This is a genomic window from Pseudomonas sp. UBA1879 (genome assembly GCF_002338065.1).
Classification (GTDB): Bacteria; Pseudomonadota; Gammaproteobacteria; order Pseudomonadales; family Pseudomonadaceae; genus Aquipseudomonas.
Genome location: NZ_DDHJ01000021.1, coordinates 32,002 through 54,256, shown reverse-complemented (window position 1 = coordinate 54,256; position 22,255 = coordinate 32,002). Strand labels below are relative to the sequence as shown.

Genomic DNA, 22,255 nt, shown 5'->3' with positions numbered 1-22,255 from the left:
AACGTCACGCACTGGCAAGTCTGATCAACGCTTCACGCCAGGCAGCTTTTTCCGGCAACGCCAGAAAATAGCCATTGAGCAGCGATTCGCGCGCGGGATAGTCGAACGTCTCGCCCGCCAGGTTCAGCACAACCCCACCCGCGCCTTCAAGCACACCCTGCGCAGCGGCGGTGTCCCATTGCGAAGTCGGCGCCAGTCGCGGATAGCAATCGGCGGAGCCTTCGGCCAGCAGACAGAATTTCAACGAGCTGCCGATGTTGGTCAGCTTCAATTCACCCACCACCGCCGACAGCCCTGCCAACAGCGCCTCCTGCTCCGGGCTGGAATGGCGACGGCTGGCGACCACCGTAAACGCCTCCCCCACACCGGGCTGTTCACGCACGGTGATCGGTTCGACATGATCAACAGCATCGCTGCGCCAGGCCCCCAGTCCTGCGCCGCCGAAGTAACAGCGGTCGTTGGTCGGCATCGACACCACGCCGAACACCACTCGCCCGTTTTCGACAAGCGCGACATTGACCGTGAACTCTTCGCTGCCGGAAATGAACTCCTTGGTGCCGTCCAGCGGATCGACCAGCCACCAGCGCTGCCACTGGCTGCGTTCGTTCAGGGGGATGTTGGCGTCTTCTTCAGACAAGATGTGAATGCTCGGGTCCAGCGCTTTCAAGCCTTCGACCAACAGCTCATGAGCCGCCAAATCAGCAGCGGTCACCGGGGAATTGTCGGACTTGGCCGTCACTTCGACGCCCGAGCGCCAAAACGGCAGGATGACCTCGCCGGCGCGACGGCAGAGGTCGATCACCGGCGCCAGCAATGGATGGGGCAAATCGGCGAACACGTCGGTCATGGCAGAAAAACCCCGCGCTGGGTCAATAGATCGCGGGCCAGATACAGCGCCGCCAAGGCGCGGCCTTCAGAGAACTGCGGGTGCTGCGCCAGGCTGGCGAGTTCGCGCAGGTTGATCTTGTCCACGCGCATCGGCTCAGGCTCGTCGCCCTCAAGGCGCTCTTCATACAGATCGGTGGCGAGCACGACTTGAATCTTCTGGCTCATGTAGCCCGGCGAGAGCGATAGCTCGGTCAGGTGTTCCAGATTGCGCGCCCCGAAACCAGCCTCTTCCTTGAGTTCCCGGTTGGCGGCGGCCAATACGTCTTCACCCGGCTCGACCAGGCCTTTGGGCAATGACAGTTCGTAGTCATCGGTGCCACCGCAATACTCTTCCACCAGCACCGCATGGTCCGCGTCGAGCATCGCCACGATCATGACTGCGCCGTAGCCATTGCCGCGCCCGACCAGACGCTCATAGACGCGTTCGACGCCATTGGAAAAGCGCAACTGCACTTCTTCGACTCGGAACAGACGGCTGCTCGCGACAATTTCACGGGCGAGTACGGTGGGTTTCTGGCGCATGACAAGCTCCTTGGCGTAGACGGGTTACTATACCGTGGCTTTTCTGAATGTCTGTGTCGTAAAACCACAGCGACTTCTTCAACGCCGAGAGACCCTATGCCTTCATTGCCCTGGCGCGATATCGACACCGTCCTACTGGACATGGACGGAACATTGCTCGACCTGCACTTCGACAATCATTTCTGGCTCGAACACCTGCCCAAACGCTACGCCGAGCTTCACGGCGTAAGCCTGGCGATGGCGAAAATGGAACTGATGCCGCTGTTCGAGAAGAATGCCGGGACCTTGAATTGGTATTGCACCGACTTCTGGAGCGGCGAGCTGAAGCTTTCCGTGAAAGACCTGAAGGTCGAAATCGCTCATTTGATCGCGTTACGCCCCGATGCCGAGCTGTTTCTGCAGGCAATCCGACGCGCGGGCAAACGCGTGATCATGATTACCAACGCCCACCGCGATTCGCTGTCGCTGAAGATGGAGCGCCTGGAACTGGCGCCTTATTTCGAGCGACTGATCAGCTCTCACGATTACGGCTTTCCCAAGGAAAATCCCCAGTTCTGGGACGCGCTGCATGCCGATATCGCGTTCGACCCCGCCCGCAGCCTGTTCATCGACGACACCTTGCCGATCCTGCGCAGCGCCGGGCGTTACGGCGTGAAGCACCTGTTGGCGGTGCGCGAACCCGACAGCCGCAAGGGCCCGAAAGACACTGAAGAATTCGATGCGGTCGCCGATTATCGAGCACTGATTCAAGGCCTCTGAACATCTCACATCGGCCACGAACCTGTGGCAGTGAGTTTGCTCAAGAAGACGCCCGAACATCCGCTGAACTTCCTGCGGCTGAAACATTGTCTTCGTGAGCAAGCTCACTCCCACAAAAATACCCAGGCATCGACGCGATTGCGACATCGCCAATCCTCACCCTATGCGACACCCTGCCGCGCTAGAATCGCGGAGCCGACCCTGTGCCATGCGGAGTGAAGATGGACATCAAACAGCTGAAATTCCTGATAGCCCTCGACGAAACGCGTCATTTCGGGCAGGCGGCGGCGCGTTGTCATATCACCCAGCCCACCCTTTCGATGCGCCTGCGCAATCTGGAGGAAGAACTGGACCTGCCGCTGGTCAATCGGGGACAGCGTTTCGAAGGGTTCACAGCGCCTGGCGAGCGCATATTGGCTTGGGCGCGGACGGTCCTGGCGGCTTACGACGGGCTGCAGGCCGAAGCCGCGGCGTGTCGCGGGCATCTGGTCGGCACCCTGCGTCTGGGCGTTGTGCCCCTCTCCAACTTCGATCCACTGCCGCTGCTGCAACGCTTGCACAGCCTACACCCGAGCATGCGCTTCGAGTTGTCGTCCCTGAGTTCCGAGCAGATCCTCGACCAACTGGCCAGCAACCGCCTCGACTTGGGTGTTTCGTACCTAGAGCGGCTGGATTCGGAACGCTTCGACTCGCTGGAGTTGGCCGAAACACGCATGGGCTTGATGTACGACCAGCGCCACTTCAGCTTCGGCGGCGAACCGCTGAGCTGGGAGAGCCTGATCGAGCTGCCGTTGGGCATGCTCACCGGCGGCATGCATTTCCGCCAATCCATCGACCACAACTTTCACACGCGGGGCCTCGAACCCCAACCGCTGATCCAGACCGATGCCGTCCATCAGTTACTGCAGGCGGTCCAAGGCGGTTTCTGCTGCGCAATCATGCCGCTGGACGGCGGCCTCGAACGGTTGACCGAACATCTGCGCCTACAGCCTATCGAGCAGGCGCAAACCATTGCCCGCCTTGGGCTCATCATGCGCCGTGCTGCGCCCCGATCAGCGCTGGCAGAGGCGTGTTTCGGCGTCTACCACACTATGATCGACGCATCTTGATCGACGTCATCTATCAGGGCATCGGTGCTAGCAATTAGACGCCATCCGACGAGAGGCCTAGGCTAGGGGTCTGGAAACTCTGCCGGTACGTTCCAATGCATGCCAAGCACAAGGAAAGCACGGCGCCCGCAAAACAACTGCCCGCGCCTGCCGCAAGTCAGCCCTACACCTACTCGAATCTGGAGCACGACACCTCCGAGCCTACCGTGCTCGCTGAAGAGGTGGCTTTGGCCATTGCCTATAACGGCATCAGTCAGGCCGTCATGCTCGTGACACCTTCCGATCTGGAAGACTTCATTGTCGGGTTCAGCCTGGGCAGCGGCATCATCGAATCCCCCGACGAAATCTACGACATCAAACTCGGCGGCTGCGGTTCTGCGCAAACTGCTGAAGTTGAAATTGCCAGCCGCGCGTTCTGGAACCTCAAGACTCAACGTCGACAAATGGCCGGCACCACGGGGTGCGGGCTGTGCGGCGTTGAAGCTGTGGAACAGGCACTGCCGGAATTGAACGTGCTGACTGGCGCACCGCTGCCACCTGCTGAATGGCTGCATGGTTTGCGCGAACGTCTGGATGAATTCCAGCCGTTGGGCCAGTACTGCGGGGCGGTTCATGCCGCGATGTTCATGAACGACAGAGGTGAATTGTTGCTCGGGCGTGAAGACATTGGTCGCCATAACGCCCTCGACAAACTGATCGGCGCGCTGATCCGTCAAGACATTCCGATCGCAGGCGGTCTTGCCATTGTCACCAGCCGTTGCAGCCTCGAACTGATTCAGAAAGTACTGCGTGCCGGCATACACACCCTTGTCAGCCTGTCCTCGCCTACCGGCCTGGCGCTGCAATGGGCGCGGCGGCACAACCTTAACCTCATTCATCTGCCTAAACACAGCGCGCCGCGGGTCTATAGCCCGGCCTTGGAGAAGTAACGCATGAGCATGCACAAACAAGCCGACAAGACCCCCGTCCCCCGCTACAAGCCCTATAAAGGCCCGGCCGGGGGCTGGGGCGCGCTCATGAGCGTTGCCCATTTCTGGCTGACAAGCGACAACGCGCTGAAGAACATTCGCACGCTGCTCAAGACCAACCAGAATGGCGGTTTCGACTGCCCGGGCTGCGCATGGGGCGACTCCCCGGAAAGCGGCATGGTCAAGTTCTGCGAAAACGGCGCCAAGGCGGTCAACTGGGAAGCCACCAAACGCCGCGTCGATCCGTCTTTCTTCGCCCGTTACAGCGTCAGCGCTCTGCTGGAGCAGAGCGATTACTGGCTCGAATATCAAGGCCGCCTGACCGAACCCATGGTCTACGACGCGCAGACCGATCGCTATAAGCCGATCGCCTGGGACGACGCGTTCGCCCTGATCGCCAAGCACCTGAACAACCTGCCAAGCCCGGACATGGCAGAGTTCTACACCTCGGGCCGGGCCAGCAACGAAGCGGCGTTCCTTTATCAGCTGTTCGTGCGGGCGTATGGCACCAACAACTTCCCCGATTGCTCGAACATGTGCCACGAAGCCAGTGGCGTTGCGCTGTCGCAAAGCGTGGGCGTTGGCAAAGGCACGGTGACGTTCGACGATTTCGAACACGCCGATGCGATCTTCGTGCTGGGCCAGAACCCGGGCACCAACCACCCGCGCATGCTGGAGCCGCTGCGTGAAGCGGTACAACGCGGCGCACAAGTGGTGAGCGTCAACCCCCTGAAAGAACGTGGCCTTGAGCGCTTCCAGCACCCACAACATGCGCTGGAAATGCTCACCAACGGATCAGAGCCGACCAACACCGCGTTTTTCCGCCCGGCATTGGGCGGGGACATGGCGCTGCTGCGCGGCATGGCGAAGTTTTTGCTGCAATGGGAACGTGAGGCGCAGGCCAAGAACGAAGCTGCGGTGTTCGACCACGCGTTCCTCAACGAACACACCAGTGGCGTTCAGGACTACCTCGCGACGGTTGACGCGACCTCGTGGGCATTCATCGTCGAGCAATCAGGCCTGACGCTGGAAGACATCGAGCTCGCGGCGCGGATGTACGCCCGCGCCAACAACGTAATCATGTGCTGGGCGATGGGCATCACCCAGCACCGCCACTCTGTGCCGACCATTCAAGAAGTCGCCAACCTGATGCTGCTGCGCGGCAACATCGGCAAGCCGGGCGCTGGCCTGTGCCCGGTGCGTGGTCACTCGAACGTGCAGGGCGACCGCACCATGGGCATCAACGAGCGCCCACCGGCGTTCTTCCTCGACGCCATCGAAAAACGCTTCCAGTTCAAAGTCCCGCGCGAAAACGGCCATAACGTCATCGAGGCGATTCACGCGATGCTCGAAGGTCGTTCGAAGGTCTTCATCGGTCTGGGCGGCAACTTTGCGCAGGCGACGCCTGACAGCAACCGCACCTTCGAAGCCTTGCGCAACTCCGACTTGACGGTCCAGATCAGCACCAAGCTCAACCGCAGCCACCTGACCCACGGCAAGGAGGCGCTGATCCTGCCATGCCTGGGCCGTACCGACATCGATATGCAGGCTGAAGGCCCGCAGGCCGTGACCGTCGAAGACTCGTTCAGCATGGTCCACGCCTCCAATGGCCAGCTGAAACCCCTGTCGAGCCAGATGCGCTCCGAACCTGCGATTCTGGCTGGCATCGCCAACGCCACCGTGGGCAAACGGCCTGTGGACTGGCTGTGGTTGGTGGAGGATTACAGCCGCATTCGCGACCTGATTGCCGACATCTTTCCTGCGTTCAAGGACTTCAACGAGAAGATCAAGCACCCGGGCGGCTTCTATCTGGGCAACACGGCAGGCAAACGTCGCTGGAACACGCCAAGCGCACGTGCCAACTTCAAGGCGAATGAGCTGCCGTCTGACTTGCTGCACGAAAGCATTCGCGGGACCGGCATCGTCCCGGACCTGATCATGCAATCGATGCGTTCTCACGATCAGTACAACACCACGATCTACGGCCTGGACGACCGTTATCGCGGCGTGAAAGGTCAGCGCGACGTGATGTTCCTGAACGAGGCCGATATTGTGCGCCTGGGCTTCGTGCCTGGTCAGAAAGCCGACATTGTGTCGATCTGGGGCGATGACATTGAACGCCGTGTGAAGGGTTTTACACTCCTGCCGTTCGATATTCCCGCTGGTCAGGCCGCCGCGTACTACCCCGAGGTCAACCCGCTGGTGCCGCTGGACAGCATCGGCGACGGTAGTCACACCCCGACCTCCAAGTTTGTGGCAATCAAGCTGGAGCGGCATGTCGAGGTGGCGCGGATCATTTGAGCCCATCCGACACCGTCTGAGGCACGGACGATTGTTGCCGGCCGATGACCCTATGTAGGAGCGCTTGTCCGCGAAGGCGGCACGTCAGACAGGTCGTCTGTCATGACCCGCCCTCTTCGCGGGCAAGCTCAATTAAGAATGCGACCCTAGACGCGTCGGCCACAAAAAAGGCCCAAATCGCATGATTTGGGCCTGTGTGAAGTAATGTAGGACTCATCAAACGGGACTAAGTTCCCGATCCAAAACAATAACTTAGGCTTTTGTATACAGGTCGTGTTATTCGTCGGATTTACATTGTGACATTTTCTTCATGATTGCAGGATCGCGTCGTCATTCCTACGAGCATCCCTACATGAAGTATTCCTCGATTCTGTTGTTGTCTCTCTCCCTGGCCACCGGTTTCGCCTCTGCGGGCGATAACCTGAACGCTGGTGTGGGCGGCGCATTGGGTGGGGTACTGGGTTCAGTTGTCGGCCAGCAAATCGGCGGCAGCACCGGTTCAGCCATCGGCGCAGGCCTGGGCGGCGCAGCCGGTGGCGCAGTGGGCGCCAATCGTCGCAACCGTACAGAAGCCGCCATTGGCGGTGGTCTGGGCGCTGCAGGCGGCAACGTGATTGGCCGCAGCGTCGGCGGCAGCACCGGCAGCCTGATCGGCGCAGCGGCCGGCGGCGGCGCCGGTGGCGCACTGGGTAACTACATGGGCGAAGAAAGTCGTCGTGACGACAACCGCCGTGGCTATCGTGGCGACCGTCGTGACTATCACCACGGCCACGGCAAACGCCATTACGACCATGGCCGTCATCGCGGCTGGCGCCATCGCTAAGCCTGGCGCCTGGACATCAAACACACCGGCCGCCGATAACGCGGCCGGTGTGCATTTCAGAGCACCAAAAGCTCCAAGGCCGCGCGCAACGAAGCTGGAATCGGCACTGGCTGATTTGAAGCCCGATCCACAAACACGTGCACAAAGCGCCCTGCTGCGCACGCCTCCTCCTCCCCTGCCTTGAAAACCGCCAACTCGTACTGCACCGAGCTGTTGCCCAACTTTCCGACCCGCAATCCGACTTCAATCAGATCGGGGTACGCAATTGACGCGAAATAATCGCAGGACGAACTCACCACGAAGCCCACCACCTCCCCGTCGTGAATATCAAGCCCACCCTGCTCGATCAGGTAACTGTTCACCGTGCTGTCGAAGAAGCTGTAGTACGTGACGTTATTCACATGGCCATAGATGTCGTTGTCATGCCAACGGGTAGTGATGGGCTGAAAGTGGCGGTAGTCGGCACGTTGCGGGGTTTCACTCATGCTTTGTCCTCGGTTGGGCGTATCCAGACCGGACACTACGACGATTCAAGAGGTCGACGAAACCTATAGGAGCGAATTGATTCTTTCCCATAGGTCGCGCATCTGCCGTCCCTACTGGAGCTGGCCCCGAATCCAGCTTCTAACCTTGGCATAGGGATAATTCTCCAGCATCCCAAATCCGGGTATGCCTCTGGCCTTGAGCCTGGTAAACACCGGCACGCTGATGCCGCACAAGAATCGGGTCAGGCATTCGACGCTGGGCTCGTGCCCCACTTTCTGCCGATGCGTGCTGACAAATTCGCTGCACATGTCTGACAAATCCTGCTGATCGAGCGGCGCCAGCGCTGGTGCCTCAGGCAGCACTGCAACGCGCCCAGCGCACACTGAACAATGCCCACAGCGCTCGGGCGCTTGCTCATCACCAAAATACTGCGCCAACCGATGACTCAGGCACCGCTCGCTTGCAAACAGATCCAGCATCCCGTGAATGCGCGCCACTTCGTTTGCCTCGTGATGCACGAAATAGGCATGCAGTTCCTCACTCAGCGCCTGGGCATCGAAATCCGTCACTAGCAGGCTGTACACGTCCGTCATCTGCCGGGTTTCAAGGGCGATCCAGCCCTTCTCCTGAAAGAAATCCAGCGCCGTTACCACTCGCCCGCGCTCGGCCCGGTACTGCTGATGCAGGGCGTCGAAGTCGACGGTCGCCCACGTGCGTGCGCGGCGGGACGTCGCGACCAACGCCTGCACGAACTGCTGCCGCTCACCCTCGAACTGCTGAACCAGCACTTGCGGTTCGATCAGGTACCTGAAGCGATACTCGGCAAAATACGAATACCGAGGCGCAATGATTCCTCGGAGCTCAAGTTGCACCAGCAGCGTCTTCAGCGGCAATTGCCGAATGTTGCTCATGTCCGAAAGATGCAGCAGCAAGAACTCCCACTGCCCTTCACGACGCGCACTCTGCAAATCCTCCAGCACCTGGAGAATCCCCTCGCGCTCGGGCGTGTCGCCATACACGAAGTTCTCCAGCACATTGAGGCTGTCGCGATTGGCCAGCACCAGGCACTCGGACACCGCGCCGTCACGCCCCGCCCGGCCTATCTCCTGGCTGTAGTTCTCCACGGATTTGGGCAGGTCGAAGTGCACAACGTTGCGAATGTCGCTTTTGTCGATGCCCATGCCGAAGGCAATGGTGGCGACGATGCAGTTCAGACGTCCCTCCATGAACTGACGCTGAATCCCTTCGCGCTGATCGTGAGGCAGTCCCGCGTGATAGGCCTGCGCGGGAATGCCGCTCTCCGCCAAATGCTCAGCCACAAATTCGGCAGTCTTCTGCTGCGTGACGTACACGATGCTCGGCTGCCCTGCCCGTTCGCCCAGCCACTGCACCAAACGGCGACGCTTCTCACGGCCAAGTGTGGGCTCGACCGTCAGGGTAAGGTTCGGGCGGTAAAAGCCGGTGGTCACCACATCATCAGGGGCGATGGCGAATTTGCGTTGCATGTCTTCGATGACGTGGGGTGTGGCAGTCGCCGTCAGTAGCAGGGCTGGAGGAATGTTGAACTCGCGCTGATAGTCCGGGAGCTTGAGGTAATCCGGGCGGAAGTTGTGCCCCCATTCAGAGATGCAGTGCGCCTCATCGATGACCAATAACGAGATCGGCACGTGTGCGATGAAGTGCCTGAAGCGCTCGTTCTTCAGGCGCTCAACCGAGATCATCAGGATCTTCAGCGCCCCGGATCGCGCCCGATTCATGACGTCCGTGACTTCGTCGCGACTTTGCGCCGAATCGATACTCGCAGCGGCAATACCGTGACGCTGCAGAAACGACAGTTGATCCTGAATCAGCGCCAGCAAGGGCGACACCACCAGCGTCAGGTGAGGCAACAATAATGCGGGCAACTGATAGCAGAGCGATTTACCAGAACCGGTGGGAAAGATCGCCGCCGCGGAACGCCCTGCCAATATTGCGCTGATTGCAACTTCCTGTCCGGGCCGGAACTGCCGATAACCGAAAACCTGCTCAAGCGTTTGACGCATGTGCCGCACCTCCATGAACCTCGCAAAGGCATGAACCTTAGCGTGGCAGGTTCGGGCGACGTACACCTGAACCGTTACAGAAATGCTGAGCAGCATACATCCCGGACAGACATGAGCGACGCGATCGCTACGCAATGCTGGCAAAACAACATGGCGCCGTTTAATCTCGCCGCAATTTCTATACACATGCGTATTTCATTCGCTGCCTAGGCCACGGAGTCCCGTGCAGCGCACAGATTGCCAAGGAGAGGCCATGCAATCCACTCAACCGCCCGAGGATGAAGGGCAGATTGTGATGCAACGTCTGACACCGGATCAGTTCGATGTCGTACTGGGTTCGCACCCCGCCAAACGAAAGCTCCCACCGGCCAAAAGTAATTGGCCGCTCAGCAGTGTCTTGATTTGTCTGGCGCTGGTAGTGGCGATTTTCTATCTAATCATTCAGATGTTTCATACACAGAAGCCGACTCCGATCGCTGTTACGCCATTGCCTGAAACGGAAGTCATCGAAGGCGCTGCCCCAGAGGCTCAAGCCCCCGACATTCGTACGACCGAACAAGTGGTCTATGTGGCCCCCAGACTCGACACCGCACAGCCTGCGGCGTTGAAACCTCTGGATAACTGCATCAAGGATGGCAATGTGATAGACCGTGACGTCATCAATTGCCGGTTCGGCGAGGTTCAACCGACCGACTACAACGCACCCCATCCTCAAGGTATGGTCTCCGACCGCTACTTGGCGCAATACAAAGCGACCGCTACGAAGCCGCAAACTGAAACCGGTCGTCGCTATGAAGTCGCAGGCGTGCTCATTCGAGAGGTGGACGGCCGTAATCGCTACGAAGCACGCTATCGCATTTACAACAACCACGTTGAAAACAGCAGCGTGTGCATGAACTTCAAAGTGGATACCGTCGAACATCGTGAATGCCGTCGTGCAGCGGCGCCTTATTTCAAAGACATGTGCAGCGACTGGACCAAACGCGCGGCTAAAGACAAAGACGAAAAAATCAAACTGGCCCAAGAACGATTCTGTGAGGCCGCCGCCACGTATTACCCATGATGATCTATCGACACATCTGGACTCATCAAAACAGGCTAATATCAGGATACAGATACGCTTTTGCCAAATGAACTTTTGCAACCTACCTTTTGGGGACCTATCAACCCAAAAGGTAATTAATCATGAGCGTTTTTACTGTATTCTTTTGCGGCACCGGCTCTAACAGCTTCGACCCCTTCAATAAGAGTTATTGGGACGGGGAACTCGTTTCTAAATTAGCCTCGCATATGACCGATCGGGAATTTGCCGACTGGATTGTTATCGACGGGCCTGGCAGCGGTAACTTACAAGCCGACAACTTGTTCACCGAACCGGGCGGCTATGGTCTGAGCGGAACATTGTTTGGCAAAGGCTGGGAGGAAAACGTTTCTCACGCGTTGGCCATGATCAAGGGTAAAACGGATTGGCAGCGTAAATCGCTGACCAAACAGGAATACGACCGGCTGAAAAAGGCCAACGTGCCGATTGAGGATCTTGACCGCACCGGATGCTGGCTCTGGCGCACCTATGATTACGGCACTCGCAAAGTTACCCCTCAGCAGCTTCAAGAAAAAATCATCCAGATTTTCCGAAAGAAGGATGAAAAGGGTCGGCCGATTCCCAAGCAGGTCAACCTGGTGGGTTGGAGCCGAGGAGGCATCAGCTGCCACATGCTGGCCAATGCCATGCAGGCGGACCCCGAGTTGAAGCACATTAACGTCAATATCTTCGCGATTGACCCTGTTCCAGGAGCGCTGAACTTTCAGGCTCACCGTGTCACCCTCGGTCCCAATGTCAAACAATACGTTGGCTTTTATGCAAGAGATGAGCGCTCCAAAGGCTTTGCCTGCGTAGCCCCACGCACTGCGCCGGGCACCAATGTGCACATCTTTCCCATGGCCGGTCGTCATGCAACATTGGTGGGCAACGCAGCCCTAGACGGCGCCAACGGTCCGAAAGCGCTCGTCGAGCCCGGTCTTATCATTCGCCATTACGCGGAACAATGTTTGACACGGTGGGGCGCGCAGCTGGACAAAAAACTCAACTTGTCCGTTGCGACGATAGATGCGTATTTGAAAGTGATTGCTAAAGACGATGCCAAGTACGCCACTATGCGCAAAAACAGCTATACCGTTTTGACCGAAAGCGACAAAAATGAGCGCAAGATTTCGTGGGGCGACAAGGGCGTCAAGTTCTCAGATGTCAAAGGCTCGACATTCCTTCCCAATGCAGCATTAGCAGCGCCCGTTGCTCCGTCGGCGAGTTATCACAAGCCGATTGTTTAATGAAGCGAGTTTCAGGAAACTTAGAGCCATCACCGTTTAGCTAGAACAATTGAACGTTAAAAAGCAAAACACTCTGACATGACCTCGTCGTATTTAACGGAAGGTTAGCGTCATCCAGAATTCTGTAAAACGGCGTGCCCTCGACCCTTATTGTTAATGACTGCCGAGGGCACGCCTTTAAGCCATCGCACAAGCGTATTTTTTGCACAGCCCTGATAAAACTCGTTTTTCAGTGGTCATAACTTCCGTCAAGCAGAGGCTTTCAGCCGATCACTTCAGGAAAAACCTCATGACCTATACCCGCTACCTACCCCTTGTGCTCACTGCCCTCATTGCCTCCCTGGCAGGTTGCGGCGACAAAAACCCTGAAAAAGCCAGCGGCGCCTCTGCCGACGCCCGAGGCATGTCGAAGTCGATGACCGTCGACGTGAGCGGCGCCATGAACCTGCACTACGAAGCGAAGGGCGATGCCGTCAACGTAGGGTTCCTGCCCGGCAAACTGCCTGGCGCGAACTGGCTTACGCTCAGCGCGGATCAGGAAGCGGATGGCGATCGCAACGAAGTCAGCATCGGGCCAATACTCGGCTTTTCATTCGATAATCCGGACCAACAGAAGCAAGCCATCCTGTTTCAGGGCGGCCGCGTAGAGGTTGCCCACGATGAAAACAGCGCCTCCTACGACACTGGCTCGTACTATCAATACTTCGACACCGACAAAAACGGCGCCAACAGCAATGTCAAACTCGACTTCCGCAGCATTGAAAAGCTGACGTCACCGAACAAACTGCTCGACCGCTACCGGCTGGTCGGCACCTTCGAGTTCAACGCTGCGCTTTCCCCCGAACAACCCACCGACGAATGCACCAAAGAAGCCGCTGCCTTCGCCGCCCAACACGGCGAACGCCACCCCGGTTTCGACGCCAAATTGTGCAACGCCAAGAACGTCGTGGCGAAGGGCAGCTTCGACATCACGCAGGATTTTCCAGTGACAGAAAAAGCGGGGTAACTGTCGGGTTAAACCGAGCTCAGACTGCCGCATCACACTCCCACAGCGGACTCGGCTGTCGCCCGTATTGAGCTTGCGCCCATAAAAAAACCGCCCCGGGAGGCGGTTTTTATGCAGCAGAGCCCTGCCTTACAACTTCGGACCTGCAGCCTTGATCGCATCGCTCACTTCGAATTTCTTGAAGTTCTCGATGAACAGGCCAGCCAGTGCCTTGGCCGCTTCGTCGTAGGCCGCTTTGTCAGCCCAGGTATTGCGCGGGTTGAGCAGGACGGTATCTACGCCCGGTACCGATTTCGGCACGTCCAGATTGACGGTGTCGAGGTGCTCGGTTTCTGCACCGATCAGCGCGCCGCTCTGGATGGCAGCGATGACGCCACGGGTGGTCGGGATGTTGAAGCGCTTGCCGACGCCGTAGCCGCCACCCGTCCAGCCAGTGTTGACCAGATAGACCTTCGAACCAAAACCACGGATGCGCTTGATCAGCAGCTCAGCGTACTCACCCGCCGGACGTGGGAAGAACGGTGCGCCGAAGCAGGTGGAAAATGTCGACTTGATGCCAGCGCCCGAACCCATTTCGGTCGAACCGACCAGTGCGGTGTAGCCCGACAGGAAGTGGTAGGCCGCTTGTTCTTCGCTAAGGATCGACACCGGCGGGAGCACGCCCGTCAGGTCGCAGGTCAGGAAGATCACGGCGTTCGGCTCGCCACCCAGATTCTTCTCGGAGCGTTTTTCAACGTGCTCCAGCGGGTACGCGGCGCGGCTGTTTTGGGTCAGGCTGCTGTCGGCGTAATCGGCATGGCCGTTTTTGTCGAGAACGACGTTTTCCAGCACGGCGCCATGCTTGATGGCTTTCCAGATGACAGGCTCGTTCTTCTCGGACAGGTCGATGCACTTGGCATAGCAACCGCCTTCGATGTTGAACACCACGCCTTCGCCCCAGCCGTGTTCGTCGTCGCCGATCAGGTAACGGCTCTCGTCTGCAGACAGGGTGGTCTTGCCGGTGCCTGAAAGACCGAAGAACAGGGTCACGTCGCCTTCTTCGCCGATGTTGGCCGCGCAGTGCATCGGCAGCACGTCAGCGGCGGGCAGCAAGAAGTTCTGCACCGAGAACATGGCTTTTTTCATCTCGCCGGCGTAACGCATGCCTGCGATCAGGACTTTCTTCTGCGCAAAGTTGATGATCACGCAGCCATCGGAATTCGTACCGTCGCGCTCGGGTTCGCAAACGAAATTGGCAACGTTCAGTACTTGCCATTCCTGACGCCCCGCAGGGTTGTACTGGTCTGGGTTGATGAAGAGGCAACGGCCGAACAAGTTCTGCCATGCGGTTTGCGTCGTCATCTTGACGGCCAGGTAGTGGTCGGCCGCCGCGCCTACGTGTACGTGCGAAACGAAGTGTTCCTGAGCGTTGTTGAACGACTCGACACGTGCCCACAAGGCATCGAATTTGTCAGCAGGGAATTTGCGGTTGATCGGGCCCCAGGCGATAGCCGCCGACGTGCTCGGTTCATCAACGATGAAACGGTCCGCTGGCGAGCGACCTGTGCGGTGGCCGGTTTCGACGACGAGTGCGCCGGTATCGGACAGTACGCCTTCTTCGCGTTTGAGGGCTTCTTTAACCAGATCGTCGACACTGAGATCGGTGTAAACGGCGTTGTTGGCTTGCGTCATGAGATTCCCCGTCGGCCCGCTGGCCGAGTGCTCCAAACGTTTTGTAGTAGAAAAACCCAAACTACTACAGCTGAAAAGTGGGCCGGATTATGCCAGAAAAGGCCAAAAAAGGTAGGGGCCAACTGTCAGAACTACATAATGTGGAGCCCAGCGGGCCGGGCGGAAACCATTCAGCGCTGCCTTGACACTACATCGGCACTACATCAATGACGGGTGTTCGATGGAGTGTCGATCCCTCCCCCCGCAAACAGCTGCGCAACGTCAGCGGCATCGAAGAGATAACGCTGGTTACAAAACTGGCAATCGATCTCGACGGTGCCGTTATGTTCGATCACCAGTTGCTGGGCATCTTCGAGGCCCAGGCTCACCAGCGCATTGGCCGAGCGCTCGCGAGAGCAGCTGCAGCGGAACACCAGCGGTTGAATGTCGAACATACGTACGGGGTCTTCATGGAAGAGACGGTGCAGCACGGTTTCGTTGTTCAGGCTCAACAGTTCTTCGGCGGTAAGAGTGTCGACCAATGTATTGACGTGCTGCCAACTGGCCTCGCGCTCTTCTGCGTCAGTCAGACGCGCGGGTGGAAGCTGCTGGAGCAGCAGTCCACGCGCGCGTTTGCCGTCGGCTTTGATCCAGAAGCGTGTAGGCAACTGCTCGGACATGACGAAGTAACTGGAGAGACACGCCGAAAGGTCGACCCCGTCCAACCCTACGATGCCTTGATAACGCTTGCCCTGACGAGGATCGATGGTCATGGTCAGGTCGCCGTCCGGCATCAGTTCTTGCAAGGTGGCTGATGGGGTAATGAGCGATTCGTCATACCGGGCGATGCCCCGGATCTCGCGCTCGCTGGAGCATTCGACCATAAGCAGCGATACCGGGCCTAACGAACGCGCCTGCAACACCAACAGGCCGTCGAACTTGAGCGTGCCGACCAACAAAGCGGCGGCGGCCAGCATTTCGCCGAGCAGCTGCGCTACCGGTTCCGGGTAGGGGTGCTTGGCAAGTACCTCCGCGTAGCTGCGCTCCAATGCCACAAGCTCACCGCGAACGTCGCTCTCGTCGAAGATGAAACGCTGGGTGTAATCGATATCCGGGAAATTATGCATATGAAGAAAGGTATCTGAGTAATGACAAAGTGATGACAAGCGCTTATAAAACGCCGTTTAGCACCGACGGGTGCACTGCCATGCCGATGGGGGCATCTTATGGACTATCCCGCATTGTTCCAACCCAAGTGGAACGCCAAAAAATTCGTGTTGTGTAATCTGATCGCGCTGGCGCTGTTGCTGGTGTGGATCTGGCCCACGGCCCATGCGGCTTTCACCCAGTTCGACGAGTGGCTGTTCCATCTGCTGAACCGGCCGCTCGCGCAGAACAAAGTGTGGCTTTGGATCTGGACGATTGCCAGTATGCGCCCCTTCGATATCGTCGTCGGGCTGATCCTGCTGATGCTGTTGATCAAAGGCGACTGGGTCTTCAAAGCGGTACAGACCCGCGCCGCGCTGATCGGCTTCGTGTTGACCCTGATTCTGCTGCTGATCATCCGCACGGTGTTCTCGAAAATCATCGATCACTCTTCGCTGCAACACGACAGCGCGTCGATGGTCATCCCGGATGCAATCAAACTCAGCGAAATCTTTCCTACGCTCGAAGACAAATGGCAACTGAAGGATCGTTCGAGCCAGAGCTTCCCCGGCGACCATGCGTCGGTGCTGTTGATCTGGGCGATGTTCATGACTGTGTTCAGCCGCACAGTCGGTCAGCGGGTGATCATTTGGGCGTTGGCATTCCTGTTCATGATGCCGCGGCTCGTGGCGGGCGCGCACTGGGGTCAAGACGATTACATTGGCGGCGTAATGATCGCCCTGCTGGCGTTAGCCTGGAGCTGCTACACGCCGTTCGTGGCGGTGGTCACGCGCTTTCTGCTGCGGGTCACGGCACCCATTTTCAATTTCTTCGCCAAAGTGCCGTTGCTCAACTGCCTGAGCATCATGAAGCCAGGGGCACGTCTCTGAGGGGGCGGATTCACCCAACGCTCGGTGAGAGCGAGCTTGCTGACGAAAGCAGTCAGACTGTCGATAAACGATGTCAGACATTTCGCCATCGAGAACGCTCCTACACGTCAAACTTTAATCGTCGCCCGACCGAAAATGAAACAGCTGACGTCGCTGTTTCTTGGTCGGCTTGCCGTCTGTCGTCACACCCAGACTTCCTGCCTTGCGCATTTGCGCCGCCTGCTCCCGTTTAGCCAGGCTCTCAGGCGTCTCGCTGTAAAGCAATTGGGCTTCAGGCGCACCCCGACGCACGATGGACAGCGCCTGAACGACCACCGTGCGCTCGTCGAATCCAGCGCGGATCTGAAATTCGTCGCCGATGCGCGGCTCCTTGCCTGGCTTGCACCGCTCGCCCCGGCAATGCACCTTGCCGCTTTCGATCGCCGCTTTTGCCAGCGCGCGAGTCTTGAAGAAACGCGCCGCCCAGAGCCATTTGTCCAGACGAACCTTGTCGTCCTCTTCTGACTTTTGTGTCATCTGAATTCCTCAACCGGGTAATAGTCAGAACTGTACTACGCAACGTCGAGCACGCAGTTATTCCAACCGTCGTTTACACTGCCAGCCAAGACACCTATCGCCGACCCTGGAGTGCGATGTGACAGACTTTCCAACTTCATTGACTGGCGGGTGCAAAGGCTGCAAAGACAGCCCCGCACTGGATTTCGACTTCGAGTTTGCGTATCAGCCCATCGTCGACATTCGTAACCGATCTGTTTTCGCCCACGAAGCGCTGGTTCGCGGCGTGAACGGCGAAAGCGCTTATTCGATCTTGAGCCGTATCGACGACAACAATCGTTACAGGTTCGATCAATTGTGCCGAACCCGCGCGATTTCAACAGCCGCACGCCTGAACATGACCGAACACCTTTCGATCAACTTTCTTCCGAATGCGGTTTATCGCCCCGAGCTCTGCATCCGCAGCACACTGGAGGCCGCGCGCACTTATCAGTTCCCCCTTGACCGCCTGATCTTCGAAACGGTCGAAAGCGAGCACGCAGACAGCAACCGCCATTTGACGAACATTCTCCGTGAATATCGGGAGTTCGGCTTCAAGACCGCCATCGACGACTTCGGCGCGGGTTATTCCGGGCTGTCGCTGCTGGCCGATTTCCAGCCTGATCTGATCAAACTGGACATGGCGCTGGTACGAGACATCCACCGTGATCGCGTGCGCCAGGCCATCGTGCGGGGCGTTGTCACAATGTGTACGGAGTTGGGCGTTACAGTCATCGCCGAAGGCATCGAATGCGCAGAAGAGCGAGACTTCCTCGCCGATTGCGGCATTTTTCTGATGCAGGGTTACTGGTTCGCCCGACCTGCATTCAAGGCACTGGCCCAGATTGATCCTGGCGTCTGGCAGAACGCGTAAAGCTACGGTATCGCTTTGAAAACATTCGACCATCTCACCGTCATCGGTCTGCGCGAATGGGTGGCGCTCCCCAACCTTGGGGTTGCCGGCTTGCGCGCAAAAATCGACACCGGCGCCAGCACGTCCAGCCTGCACGCCACTGAAATCGAACCGTTCGAACGCAACGGCGAAAAATGGGTCCGTTTCAACGCCCATCTGGGAACCGTCGTGCAGTTGCGTCATCGCCGTTGCGAAGCTCAGTTGGTGGCCATGAAGACCATCAAAAGCTCAAACGGCCAGGCGCAGGTGCGCTACGTGATTCGCACCACCCTTGCCCTGGGCGATCGGGTGTGGCCGGTAGAGTTCACTCTCGCCTGCCGCAAAGCCATGCGTTATCGATTGCTGTTGGGCTCGAAGGCTTTGATTGACGGCCAATTGGTGGTCAATCCGGGCATTACTTACGTTCAGGACAAGCCGACCTTTCCGGCCTCTAATCCCTCTGCCACAGGTGTTGCATGAAGATCGCTGTGCTTTCGCGGAACCCGCGTCTGTATTCAACTCGTCGTCTGGTCGAAGCTGGCATTCAGCGTGGCCATGAGGTCGTAGTGATCGATACCCTGCGCGCCTATATGAACATCGCCAGTCATAAGCCGCAGATTCACTACCGAGGAAAACCGCTGGAAGGCTTTGATGCGGTCATCCCGCGAATCGGTGCTTCCGTGACCTTCTACGGCTGCGCCGTGCTGCGTCAGTTTGAAATGATGGGCGTGTTTCCGCTCAACGAATCCGTCGCCATCGCTCGCTCCAGAGACAAACTGCGCTCACTGCAGCTGTTGTCACGGCGCGGCATCGGCCTCCCGGTGACAGGTTTCGCTCACTCCCCCGACGACATCCCCGACCTGATCCAGATGGTCAATGGCGCTCCGCTGGTGATCAAGGTACTGGAAGGCACTCAAGGCATTGGCGTCGTGCTGTGCGAGACCGCGACGGCGGCGGAGTCCGTGATTGAAGCCTTCATGGGGCTCAAGCAGGACATCATGGTGCAGGAGTACATTAAGGAAGCTGGAGGCGCGGATATCCGCTGCTTCGTGGTGGGCGACAAAGTCATTGCCTCGATGATGCGTCAGGCCAAGCCTGGCGAGTTCCGCTCCAATCTGCACCGAGGTGGCACCGCCAGCCTGATCAAGATCACCCCGGAAGAACGCATGACGGCTATTCGCGCGGCCAAGGTCATGGGCCTGAGCGTCGCTGGCGTGGACATCCTGCGCTCAAACCATGGGCCTTTGGTGATGGAAGTGAACTCATCGCCAGGCCTCGAAGGCATCGAAGCCACGACCGGCAAGGACGTGGCAGGGATGATCATTCAATACATCGAGAAAAATGGCGGCCCGCACATGACGCGGACGAAAGGAAAAGGGTGACCTCCTCCTTCATGTAGAGGGTGCGCCTGCCGGTGATGACGGTGGAGCCAACGTCATCAGATGTCGGGGCTTCTCGAATCGCGGGCAAGCGCGCCTACAAGAACAAACTCCGCGTCAATCCGCATCCCTGGGCAGCAGCAGCCCCAACGGTAGCCGAACCCGCGCCTCCAAACCGCCGCCGGAGCGGTTGCGCAGTTCGACGTTGCCACCGTGCATGGCGGCGATGCGTTTGACGATGGCGAGGCCCAAGCCGGTGCCTTTGCCGCTGCGGGCGCGATCGCCACGGATGAAGGGGTTGAAGATCCCCTCCAACTCCGCCGTGTCGATGCCCATGCCTCGGTCCAGAACACTGAGCACCACGTACGGCGCGCCGTTATCGCCAGAGACGTAAGCAGCGACTTCAACACCATCGCCAGCGTGGTGCATGGCGTTGCCGATGAGGTTGGCGAGCAGACGTTTCATCGAGACCCGACGCAACGGAAACGGCGGGATCGACTCAAGGCACAAACGTACCTGCTCGACCGGGCTGTTGTAGGGCGCCACTACTTCCTGAACCAGCTCGACCAGATCGACTTCCTCGACCTCTTCGTCGCGGCCGTCGCGAATGAATGCCAGAAATTGATCGAGGATGGCGTCCATGTCCTCGATGTCCCGCACCATGCCTTCCATGAACTCATTGTCTTTGGGCATCAGTTCCAACGACAGGCGCAATCGCGTCAGAGGCGTGCGCAAGTCATGAGAAACCCCCGCCAGCATCAGCTCCCGCTCCTGACCCGCCTGTTCCACGTCTTCGGCCATCTGGTTGAAAGCGCGATACACCTCGGTCATTTCGCTTGGGGTATCACCAACAGGCAATCGAACGCTTCGTCCTTGCCCCAATTGGCGGGCGGCAAACACCAGACGTTTGAGCGGTCGGTTCAACTGGCTGACGAAAATCCAGGCCGACGCCGTGGACAGCAGACCGATCGCGAGAAACCAACCCAGTACGCTCCAGATTTTCTGGCCGCGCAGGGGATGCGGATACAGGGGAACCTTCAGCCAGCCATCGCCCAGACTTGGCGCACGCACCCACAGGGCAGGCGGCGCATGAACTCGCAGCCGCACTTCAGTATCTGCGCCAAGTTCGGCCTGCATTTGACGTTGGTAGATTTCTGAATAAGGCCAGTGCTGCTCGCCTTCAGGAACGCCGCCGCCGACCACGCGGATCAACCCAGCAGCATCTGCGATGGTTTGCCTGTCGCTTTCGTCTGCGGCCCAATACGCCCGCAAAGTCAACGCGACACCATGGCTGTACTGGCGGTCGACGAGCACGTCTTCGTTCATCAGCAGATAAACCAGTGTCAGCGCCTTGGAAAACAGCACGACAATGAGCACCAGCCAGAGGGTGCGAGAAAAGAAACTTTGCGGAAACCAGAGCGGTGTCTTCATAAACAGCAGTTACACACTTTCAAGAGGGAGCCAGGCTTACGAACTTTCACCGATGGCCATCGCAGCAAAGCCAGCCACCCCAGCGCCCCCCCCTTTCGAGAGGCGTGAAGTGACTGGTTGCGTAAGCGAGCATGCAACGCGGTCGGCTGGCGACCTGTCGACGTGCTTACTGCTTGTTGGCACCGTCTGGCACAAACACATAACCCACGCCCCAAACCGTCTGGATGTAACGCGGCTTGGCAGCATCGACTTCGATCAGACGGCGCAGGCGAGAAATCTGAACGTCGATGGAACGTTCGAGCGCATCCCACTCGCGCCCACGGGCCAGATTCATCAACTTGTCGCGGGTCAGCGGCTCACGGGCGTGCATGACCAACGCCTTGAGAACGGCGAACTCGCCGGTGGTGAGCATATGAACCTGATCACCCTTCTTCAATTCGCGCGTGGCCAGCGACAGCTCGTATTCCCCGAAAGTGACGGTCTCGTCTTCACTGGCGGGCGCGCCGGGTACAGGTGCCGACTGCCGACGCAGGACAGCCTTGACCCGCGCCATCAGCTCATCCGGGTTGAAAGGCTTGGCCAGATAGTCGTCAGCGCCAAGTTCCAGGCCCTTGATGCGACTCAATTCGTCGCCCTTGGCCGTCAGCATGATGATCGGTACCTGGTTGTTCGCGGCACGCAGCCTACGGCAGGCGGACAAACCGTCTTCGCCAGGCAGCATCAGGTCCAGCACGACGAGATGAAAAACTTCCCGAGCCAGCAGACGATCCATGTGCTCGACATTGGGCACAGCACGGGCGCGATAGCCCTTGCTGGTGAAAAAACGTTCTAACAGGCTGCTCAGCCCCGGGTCATCATCAACGATGAGGATCTTCTCGCCTTCAGCCGTTTGTGCAGTGCTGCTCATGGGATGCTCCTTTGATCTCGGCGCGCATTATGGCGTAGCTGCTGTTCTGTGCACCGTGTGCATTGTTAGCAGATTTTTCTCGACCCCACACGGATGCTCTACACGGGGCGTTACGGAGACTGAACGCCTGACGAAGGGGTCTGGGTTGCTCCGCCGACGAGGCAATCCCCTAATCGGGGTTCACTGGGTATAAT

At 58.5% G+C, this 22,255-nt stretch carries 21 protein-coding genes; 12 read left to right on the top strand and 9 right to left on the bottom strand.

Going from position 1 to position 22,255, the window contains the following annotated elements; translation table 11 throughout:
- Window positions 1-4: 4 nt before the first annotated feature.
- Both cysQ and nudE read right to left on the bottom strand, forming a co-directional pair.
- Window positions 5-847: a 3'(2'),5'-bisphosphate nucleotidase CysQ gene (cysQ, locus tag B3N48_RS23525; protein WP_296187766.1), complete on the bottom strand. Its 843-nt coding sequence runs from the start codon at window positions 845-847 to the stop codon at window positions 5-7.
- Complete coding sequence (gene nudE / locus B3N48_RS23520; protein ID WP_296187765.1) at window positions 844-1,410, bottom strand: ADP compounds hydrolase NudE; 567 nt, start codon at window positions 1,408-1,410, stop codon at window positions 844-846. The genes cysQ and nudE overlap by 4 nt, the downstream gene beginning before the upstream one ends.
- Window positions 1,411-1,506: 96 nt before the next feature.
- On the opposite strand from nudE, the gene yrfG reads away from it, so the two are divergent.
- From yrfG to B3N48_RS23495, 5 genes are all read left to right on the top strand, one after another.
- Window positions 1,507-2,169: a GMP/IMP nucleotidase gene (yrfG, locus tag B3N48_RS23515; RefSeq protein WP_296187763.1), complete on the top strand. Its 663-nt coding sequence runs from the start codon at window positions 1,507-1,509 to the stop codon at window positions 2,167-2,169.
- A gap of 221 nt (window positions 2,170-2,390) precedes the next feature.
- Entirely contained in the window at window positions 2,391-3,278 is an 888-nt protein-coding gene (locus B3N48_RS23510; RefSeq protein ID WP_296187762.1) for a LysR family transcriptional regulator, read from the top strand.
- Window positions 3,279-3,373: 95 nt separating this feature from the next.
- Window positions 3,374-4,207, top strand: coding sequence for a formate dehydrogenase accessory sulfurtransferase FdhD (gene fdhD, locus B3N48_RS23505; protein WP_296187761.1), 834 nt, complete (start codon window positions 3,374-3,376; stop codon window positions 4,205-4,207).
- A gap of 3 nt (window positions 4,208-4,210) precedes the next feature.
- Complete coding sequence (locus B3N48_RS23500; RefSeq protein ID WP_296187760.1) at window positions 4,211-6,547, top strand: FdhF/YdeP family oxidoreductase; 2,337 nt, start codon at window positions 4,211-4,213, stop codon at window positions 6,545-6,547.
- A 352-nt stretch (window positions 6,548-6,899) separates the two neighbouring features.
- Window positions 6,900-7,370 (top strand): glycine zipper domain-containing protein, encoded by a 471-nt coding sequence (locus B3N48_RS23495; protein ID WP_296187759.1) that lies wholly within the window; start codon window positions 6,900-6,902, stop codon window positions 7,368-7,370.
- 56 nt (window positions 7,371-7,426) lie between these two features.
- On the opposite strand, the gene B3N48_RS23490 is transcribed toward B3N48_RS23495, so the two are convergent.
- Both B3N48_RS23490 and B3N48_RS23485 read right to left on the bottom strand, forming a co-directional pair.
- The gene (locus tag B3N48_RS23490; protein WP_296187758.1) at window positions 7,427-7,855 is read right to left on the bottom strand and encodes an acyl-CoA thioesterase; all 429 of its coding nucleotides are present in this window, start codon (window positions 7,853-7,855) and stop codon (window positions 7,427-7,429) included.
- Between the two features lie 111 nt (window positions 7,856-7,966).
- Window positions 7,967-9,898, bottom strand: a complete 1,932-nt coding sequence (locus B3N48_RS23485; protein WP_296187757.1) for a RecQ family ATP-dependent DNA helicase — start codon at window positions 9,896-9,898, stop codon at window positions 7,967-7,969.
- A 253-nt stretch (window positions 9,899-10,151) separates the two neighbouring features.
- Here B3N48_RS23485 and B3N48_RS23480 point away from each other — a divergent pair, with 253 nt between their 5' ends.
- From B3N48_RS23480 to B3N48_RS23470, 3 genes are all read left to right on the top strand, one after another.
- Window positions 10,152-10,961 (top strand): hypothetical protein, encoded by an 810-nt coding sequence (locus tag B3N48_RS23480; protein WP_296187756.1) that lies wholly within the window; start codon window positions 10,152-10,154, stop codon window positions 10,959-10,961.
- 122 nt (window positions 10,962-11,083) lie between these two features.
- Window positions 11,084-12,226, top strand: a complete 1,143-nt coding sequence (locus B3N48_RS23475) for a hypothetical protein (protein ID WP_296187755.1) — start codon at window positions 11,084-11,086, stop codon at window positions 12,224-12,226.
- 289 nt (window positions 12,227-12,515) lie between these two features.
- Entirely contained in the window at window positions 12,516-13,232 is a 717-nt protein-coding gene (locus tag B3N48_RS23470; protein WP_296187754.1) for a hypothetical protein, read from the top strand.
- Between the two features lie 129 nt (window positions 13,233-13,361).
- Here B3N48_RS23470 and B3N48_RS23465 read toward each other — a convergent pair whose 3' ends face one another.
- Complete coding sequence (locus tag B3N48_RS23465; protein WP_296187753.1) at window positions 13,362-14,903, bottom strand: phosphoenolpyruvate carboxykinase; 1,542 nt, start codon at window positions 14,901-14,903, stop codon at window positions 13,362-13,364.
- A 203-nt stretch (window positions 14,904-15,106) separates the two neighbouring features.
- Window positions 15,107-16,009, bottom strand: a complete 903-nt coding sequence (hslO, locus tag B3N48_RS23460; RefSeq protein ID WP_296187751.1) for an Hsp33 family molecular chaperone HslO — start codon at window positions 16,007-16,009, stop codon at window positions 15,107-15,109.
- A gap of 99 nt (window positions 16,010-16,108) precedes the next feature.
- Here hslO and B3N48_RS23455 point away from each other — a divergent pair, with 99 nt between their 5' ends.
- Window positions 16,109-16,918: a phosphatase PAP2 family protein gene (locus tag B3N48_RS23455; protein ID WP_296187749.1), complete on the top strand. Its 810-nt coding sequence runs from the start codon at window positions 16,109-16,111 to the stop codon at window positions 16,916-16,918.
- Between the two features lie 114 nt (window positions 16,919-17,032).
- Here the strand turns inward: B3N48_RS23455 and B3N48_RS23450 are convergent, their stop codons facing one another.
- Window positions 17,033-17,434: an RNA-binding S4 domain-containing protein gene (locus B3N48_RS23450; RefSeq protein WP_296187748.1), complete on the bottom strand. Its 402-nt coding sequence runs from the start codon at window positions 17,432-17,434 to the stop codon at window positions 17,033-17,035.
- Window positions 17,435-17,552: 118 nt separating this feature from the next.
- Here B3N48_RS23450 and B3N48_RS23445 point away from each other — a divergent pair, with 118 nt between their 5' ends.
- Genes B3N48_RS23445 through rimK form a run of 3 tightly spaced genes read left to right on the top strand, consistent with a single transcriptional unit; the run spans window position 17,553 to window position 19,726 of the window.
- Complete coding sequence (locus B3N48_RS23445) at window positions 17,553-18,326, top strand: EAL domain-containing protein (RefSeq protein ID WP_296187746.1); 774 nt, start codon at window positions 17,553-17,555, stop codon at window positions 18,324-18,326.
- Between the two features lie 48 nt (window positions 18,327-18,374).
- Complete coding sequence (locus tag B3N48_RS23440; RefSeq protein WP_296188049.1) at window positions 18,375-18,824, top strand: ATP-dependent zinc protease; 450 nt, start codon at window positions 18,375-18,377, stop codon at window positions 18,822-18,824.
- Window positions 18,821-19,726 (top strand): 30S ribosomal protein S6--L-glutamate ligase, encoded by a 906-nt coding sequence (rimK, locus tag B3N48_RS23435; RefSeq protein ID WP_093465889.1) that lies wholly within the window; start codon window positions 18,821-18,823, stop codon window positions 19,724-19,726. The genes B3N48_RS23440 and rimK overlap by 4 nt, the downstream gene beginning before the upstream one ends.
- Before the next feature lie 114 nt (window positions 19,727-19,840).
- Here the strand turns inward: rimK and B3N48_RS23430 are convergent, their stop codons facing one another.
- Together B3N48_RS23430 and ompR are read right to left on the bottom strand one after the other, a co-directional pair.
- On the bottom strand, window positions 19,841-21,154 hold the full coding sequence (locus B3N48_RS23430; protein ID WP_296187745.1) for an ATP-binding protein: 1,314 nt from the start codon (window positions 21,152-21,154) through the stop codon (window positions 19,841-19,843).
- A gap of 166 nt (window positions 21,155-21,320) precedes the next feature.
- Window positions 21,321-22,061 (bottom strand): two-component system response regulator OmpR, encoded by a 741-nt coding sequence (gene ompR / locus B3N48_RS23425; protein WP_166594164.1) that lies wholly within the window; start codon window positions 22,059-22,061, stop codon window positions 21,321-21,323.
- Window positions 22,062-22,255: the final 194 nt, after the last annotated feature.

Bases quoted from the DNA above. Each gene is read 5' to 3' on its own strand.
- B3N48_RS23455 (WP_296187749.1), top strand. From the start codon at position 16,109: ATGGACTATCCCGCATTGTTCCAACCCAAGTGGAACGCCAAAAAATTC.
- B3N48_RS23475 (WP_296187755.1), top strand. From the start codon at position 11,084: ATGAGCGTTTTTACTGTATTCTTTTGCGGCACCGGCTCTAACAGCTTC.
- ompR (WP_166594164.1), bottom strand. From the start codon at position 22,061: ATGAGCAGCACTGCACAAACGGCTGAAGGCGAGAAGATCCTCATCGTT.
- B3N48_RS23490 (WP_296187758.1), bottom strand. From the start codon at position 7,855: ATGAGTGAAACCCCGCAACGTGCCGACTACCGCCACTTTCAGCCCATC.
- B3N48_RS23495 (WP_296187759.1), top strand. From the start codon at position 6,900: ATGAAGTATTCCTCGATTCTGTTGTTGTCTCTCTCCCTGGCCACCGGT.
- B3N48_RS23485 (WP_296187757.1), bottom strand. From the start codon at position 9,898: ATGCGTCAAACGCTTGAGCAGGTTTTCGGTTATCGGCAGTTCCGGCCC.
- B3N48_RS23470 (WP_296187754.1), top strand. From the start codon at position 12,516: ATGACCTATACCCGCTACCTACCCCTTGTGCTCACTGCCCTCATTGCC.
- B3N48_RS23480 (WP_296187756.1), top strand. From the start codon at position 10,152: ATGCAATCCACTCAACCGCCCGAGGATGAAGGGCAGATTGTGATGCAA.
- yrfG (WP_296187763.1), top strand. From the start codon at position 1,507: ATGCCTTCATTGCCCTGGCGCGATATCGACACCGTCCTACTGGACATG.
- B3N48_RS23465 (WP_296187753.1), bottom strand. From the start codon at position 14,903: ATGACGCAAGCCAACAACGCCGTTTACACCGATCTCAGTGTCGACGAT.
- B3N48_RS23500 (WP_296187760.1), top strand. From the start codon at position 4,211: ATGAGCATGCACAAACAAGCCGACAAGACCCCCGTCCCCCGCTACAAG.
- hslO (WP_296187751.1), bottom strand. From the start codon at position 16,009: ATGCATAATTTCCCGGATATCGATTACACCCAGCGTTTCATCTTCGAC.
- nudE (WP_296187765.1), bottom strand. From the start codon at position 1,410: ATGCGCCAGAAACCCACCGTACTCGCCCGTGAAATTGTCGCGAGCAGC.
- B3N48_RS23510 (WP_296187762.1), top strand. From the start codon at position 2,391: ATGGACATCAAACAGCTGAAATTCCTGATAGCCCTCGACGAAACGCGT.
- cysQ (WP_296187766.1), bottom strand. From the start codon at position 847: ATGACCGACGTGTTCGCCGATTTGCCCCATCCATTGCTGGCGCCGGTG.
- B3N48_RS23430 (WP_296187745.1), bottom strand. From the start codon at position 21,154: ATGAAGACACCGCTCTGGTTTCCGCAAAGTTTCTTTTCTCGCACCCTC.
- B3N48_RS23450 (WP_296187748.1), bottom strand. From the start codon at position 17,434: ATGACACAAAAGTCAGAAGAGGACGACAAGGTTCGTCTGGACAAATGG.
- fdhD (WP_296187761.1), top strand. From the start codon at position 3,374: ATGCATGCCAAGCACAAGGAAAGCACGGCGCCCGCAAAACAACTGCCC.
- rimK (WP_093465889.1), top strand. From the start codon at position 18,821: ATGAAGATCGCTGTGCTTTCGCGGAACCCGCGTCTGTATTCAACTCGT.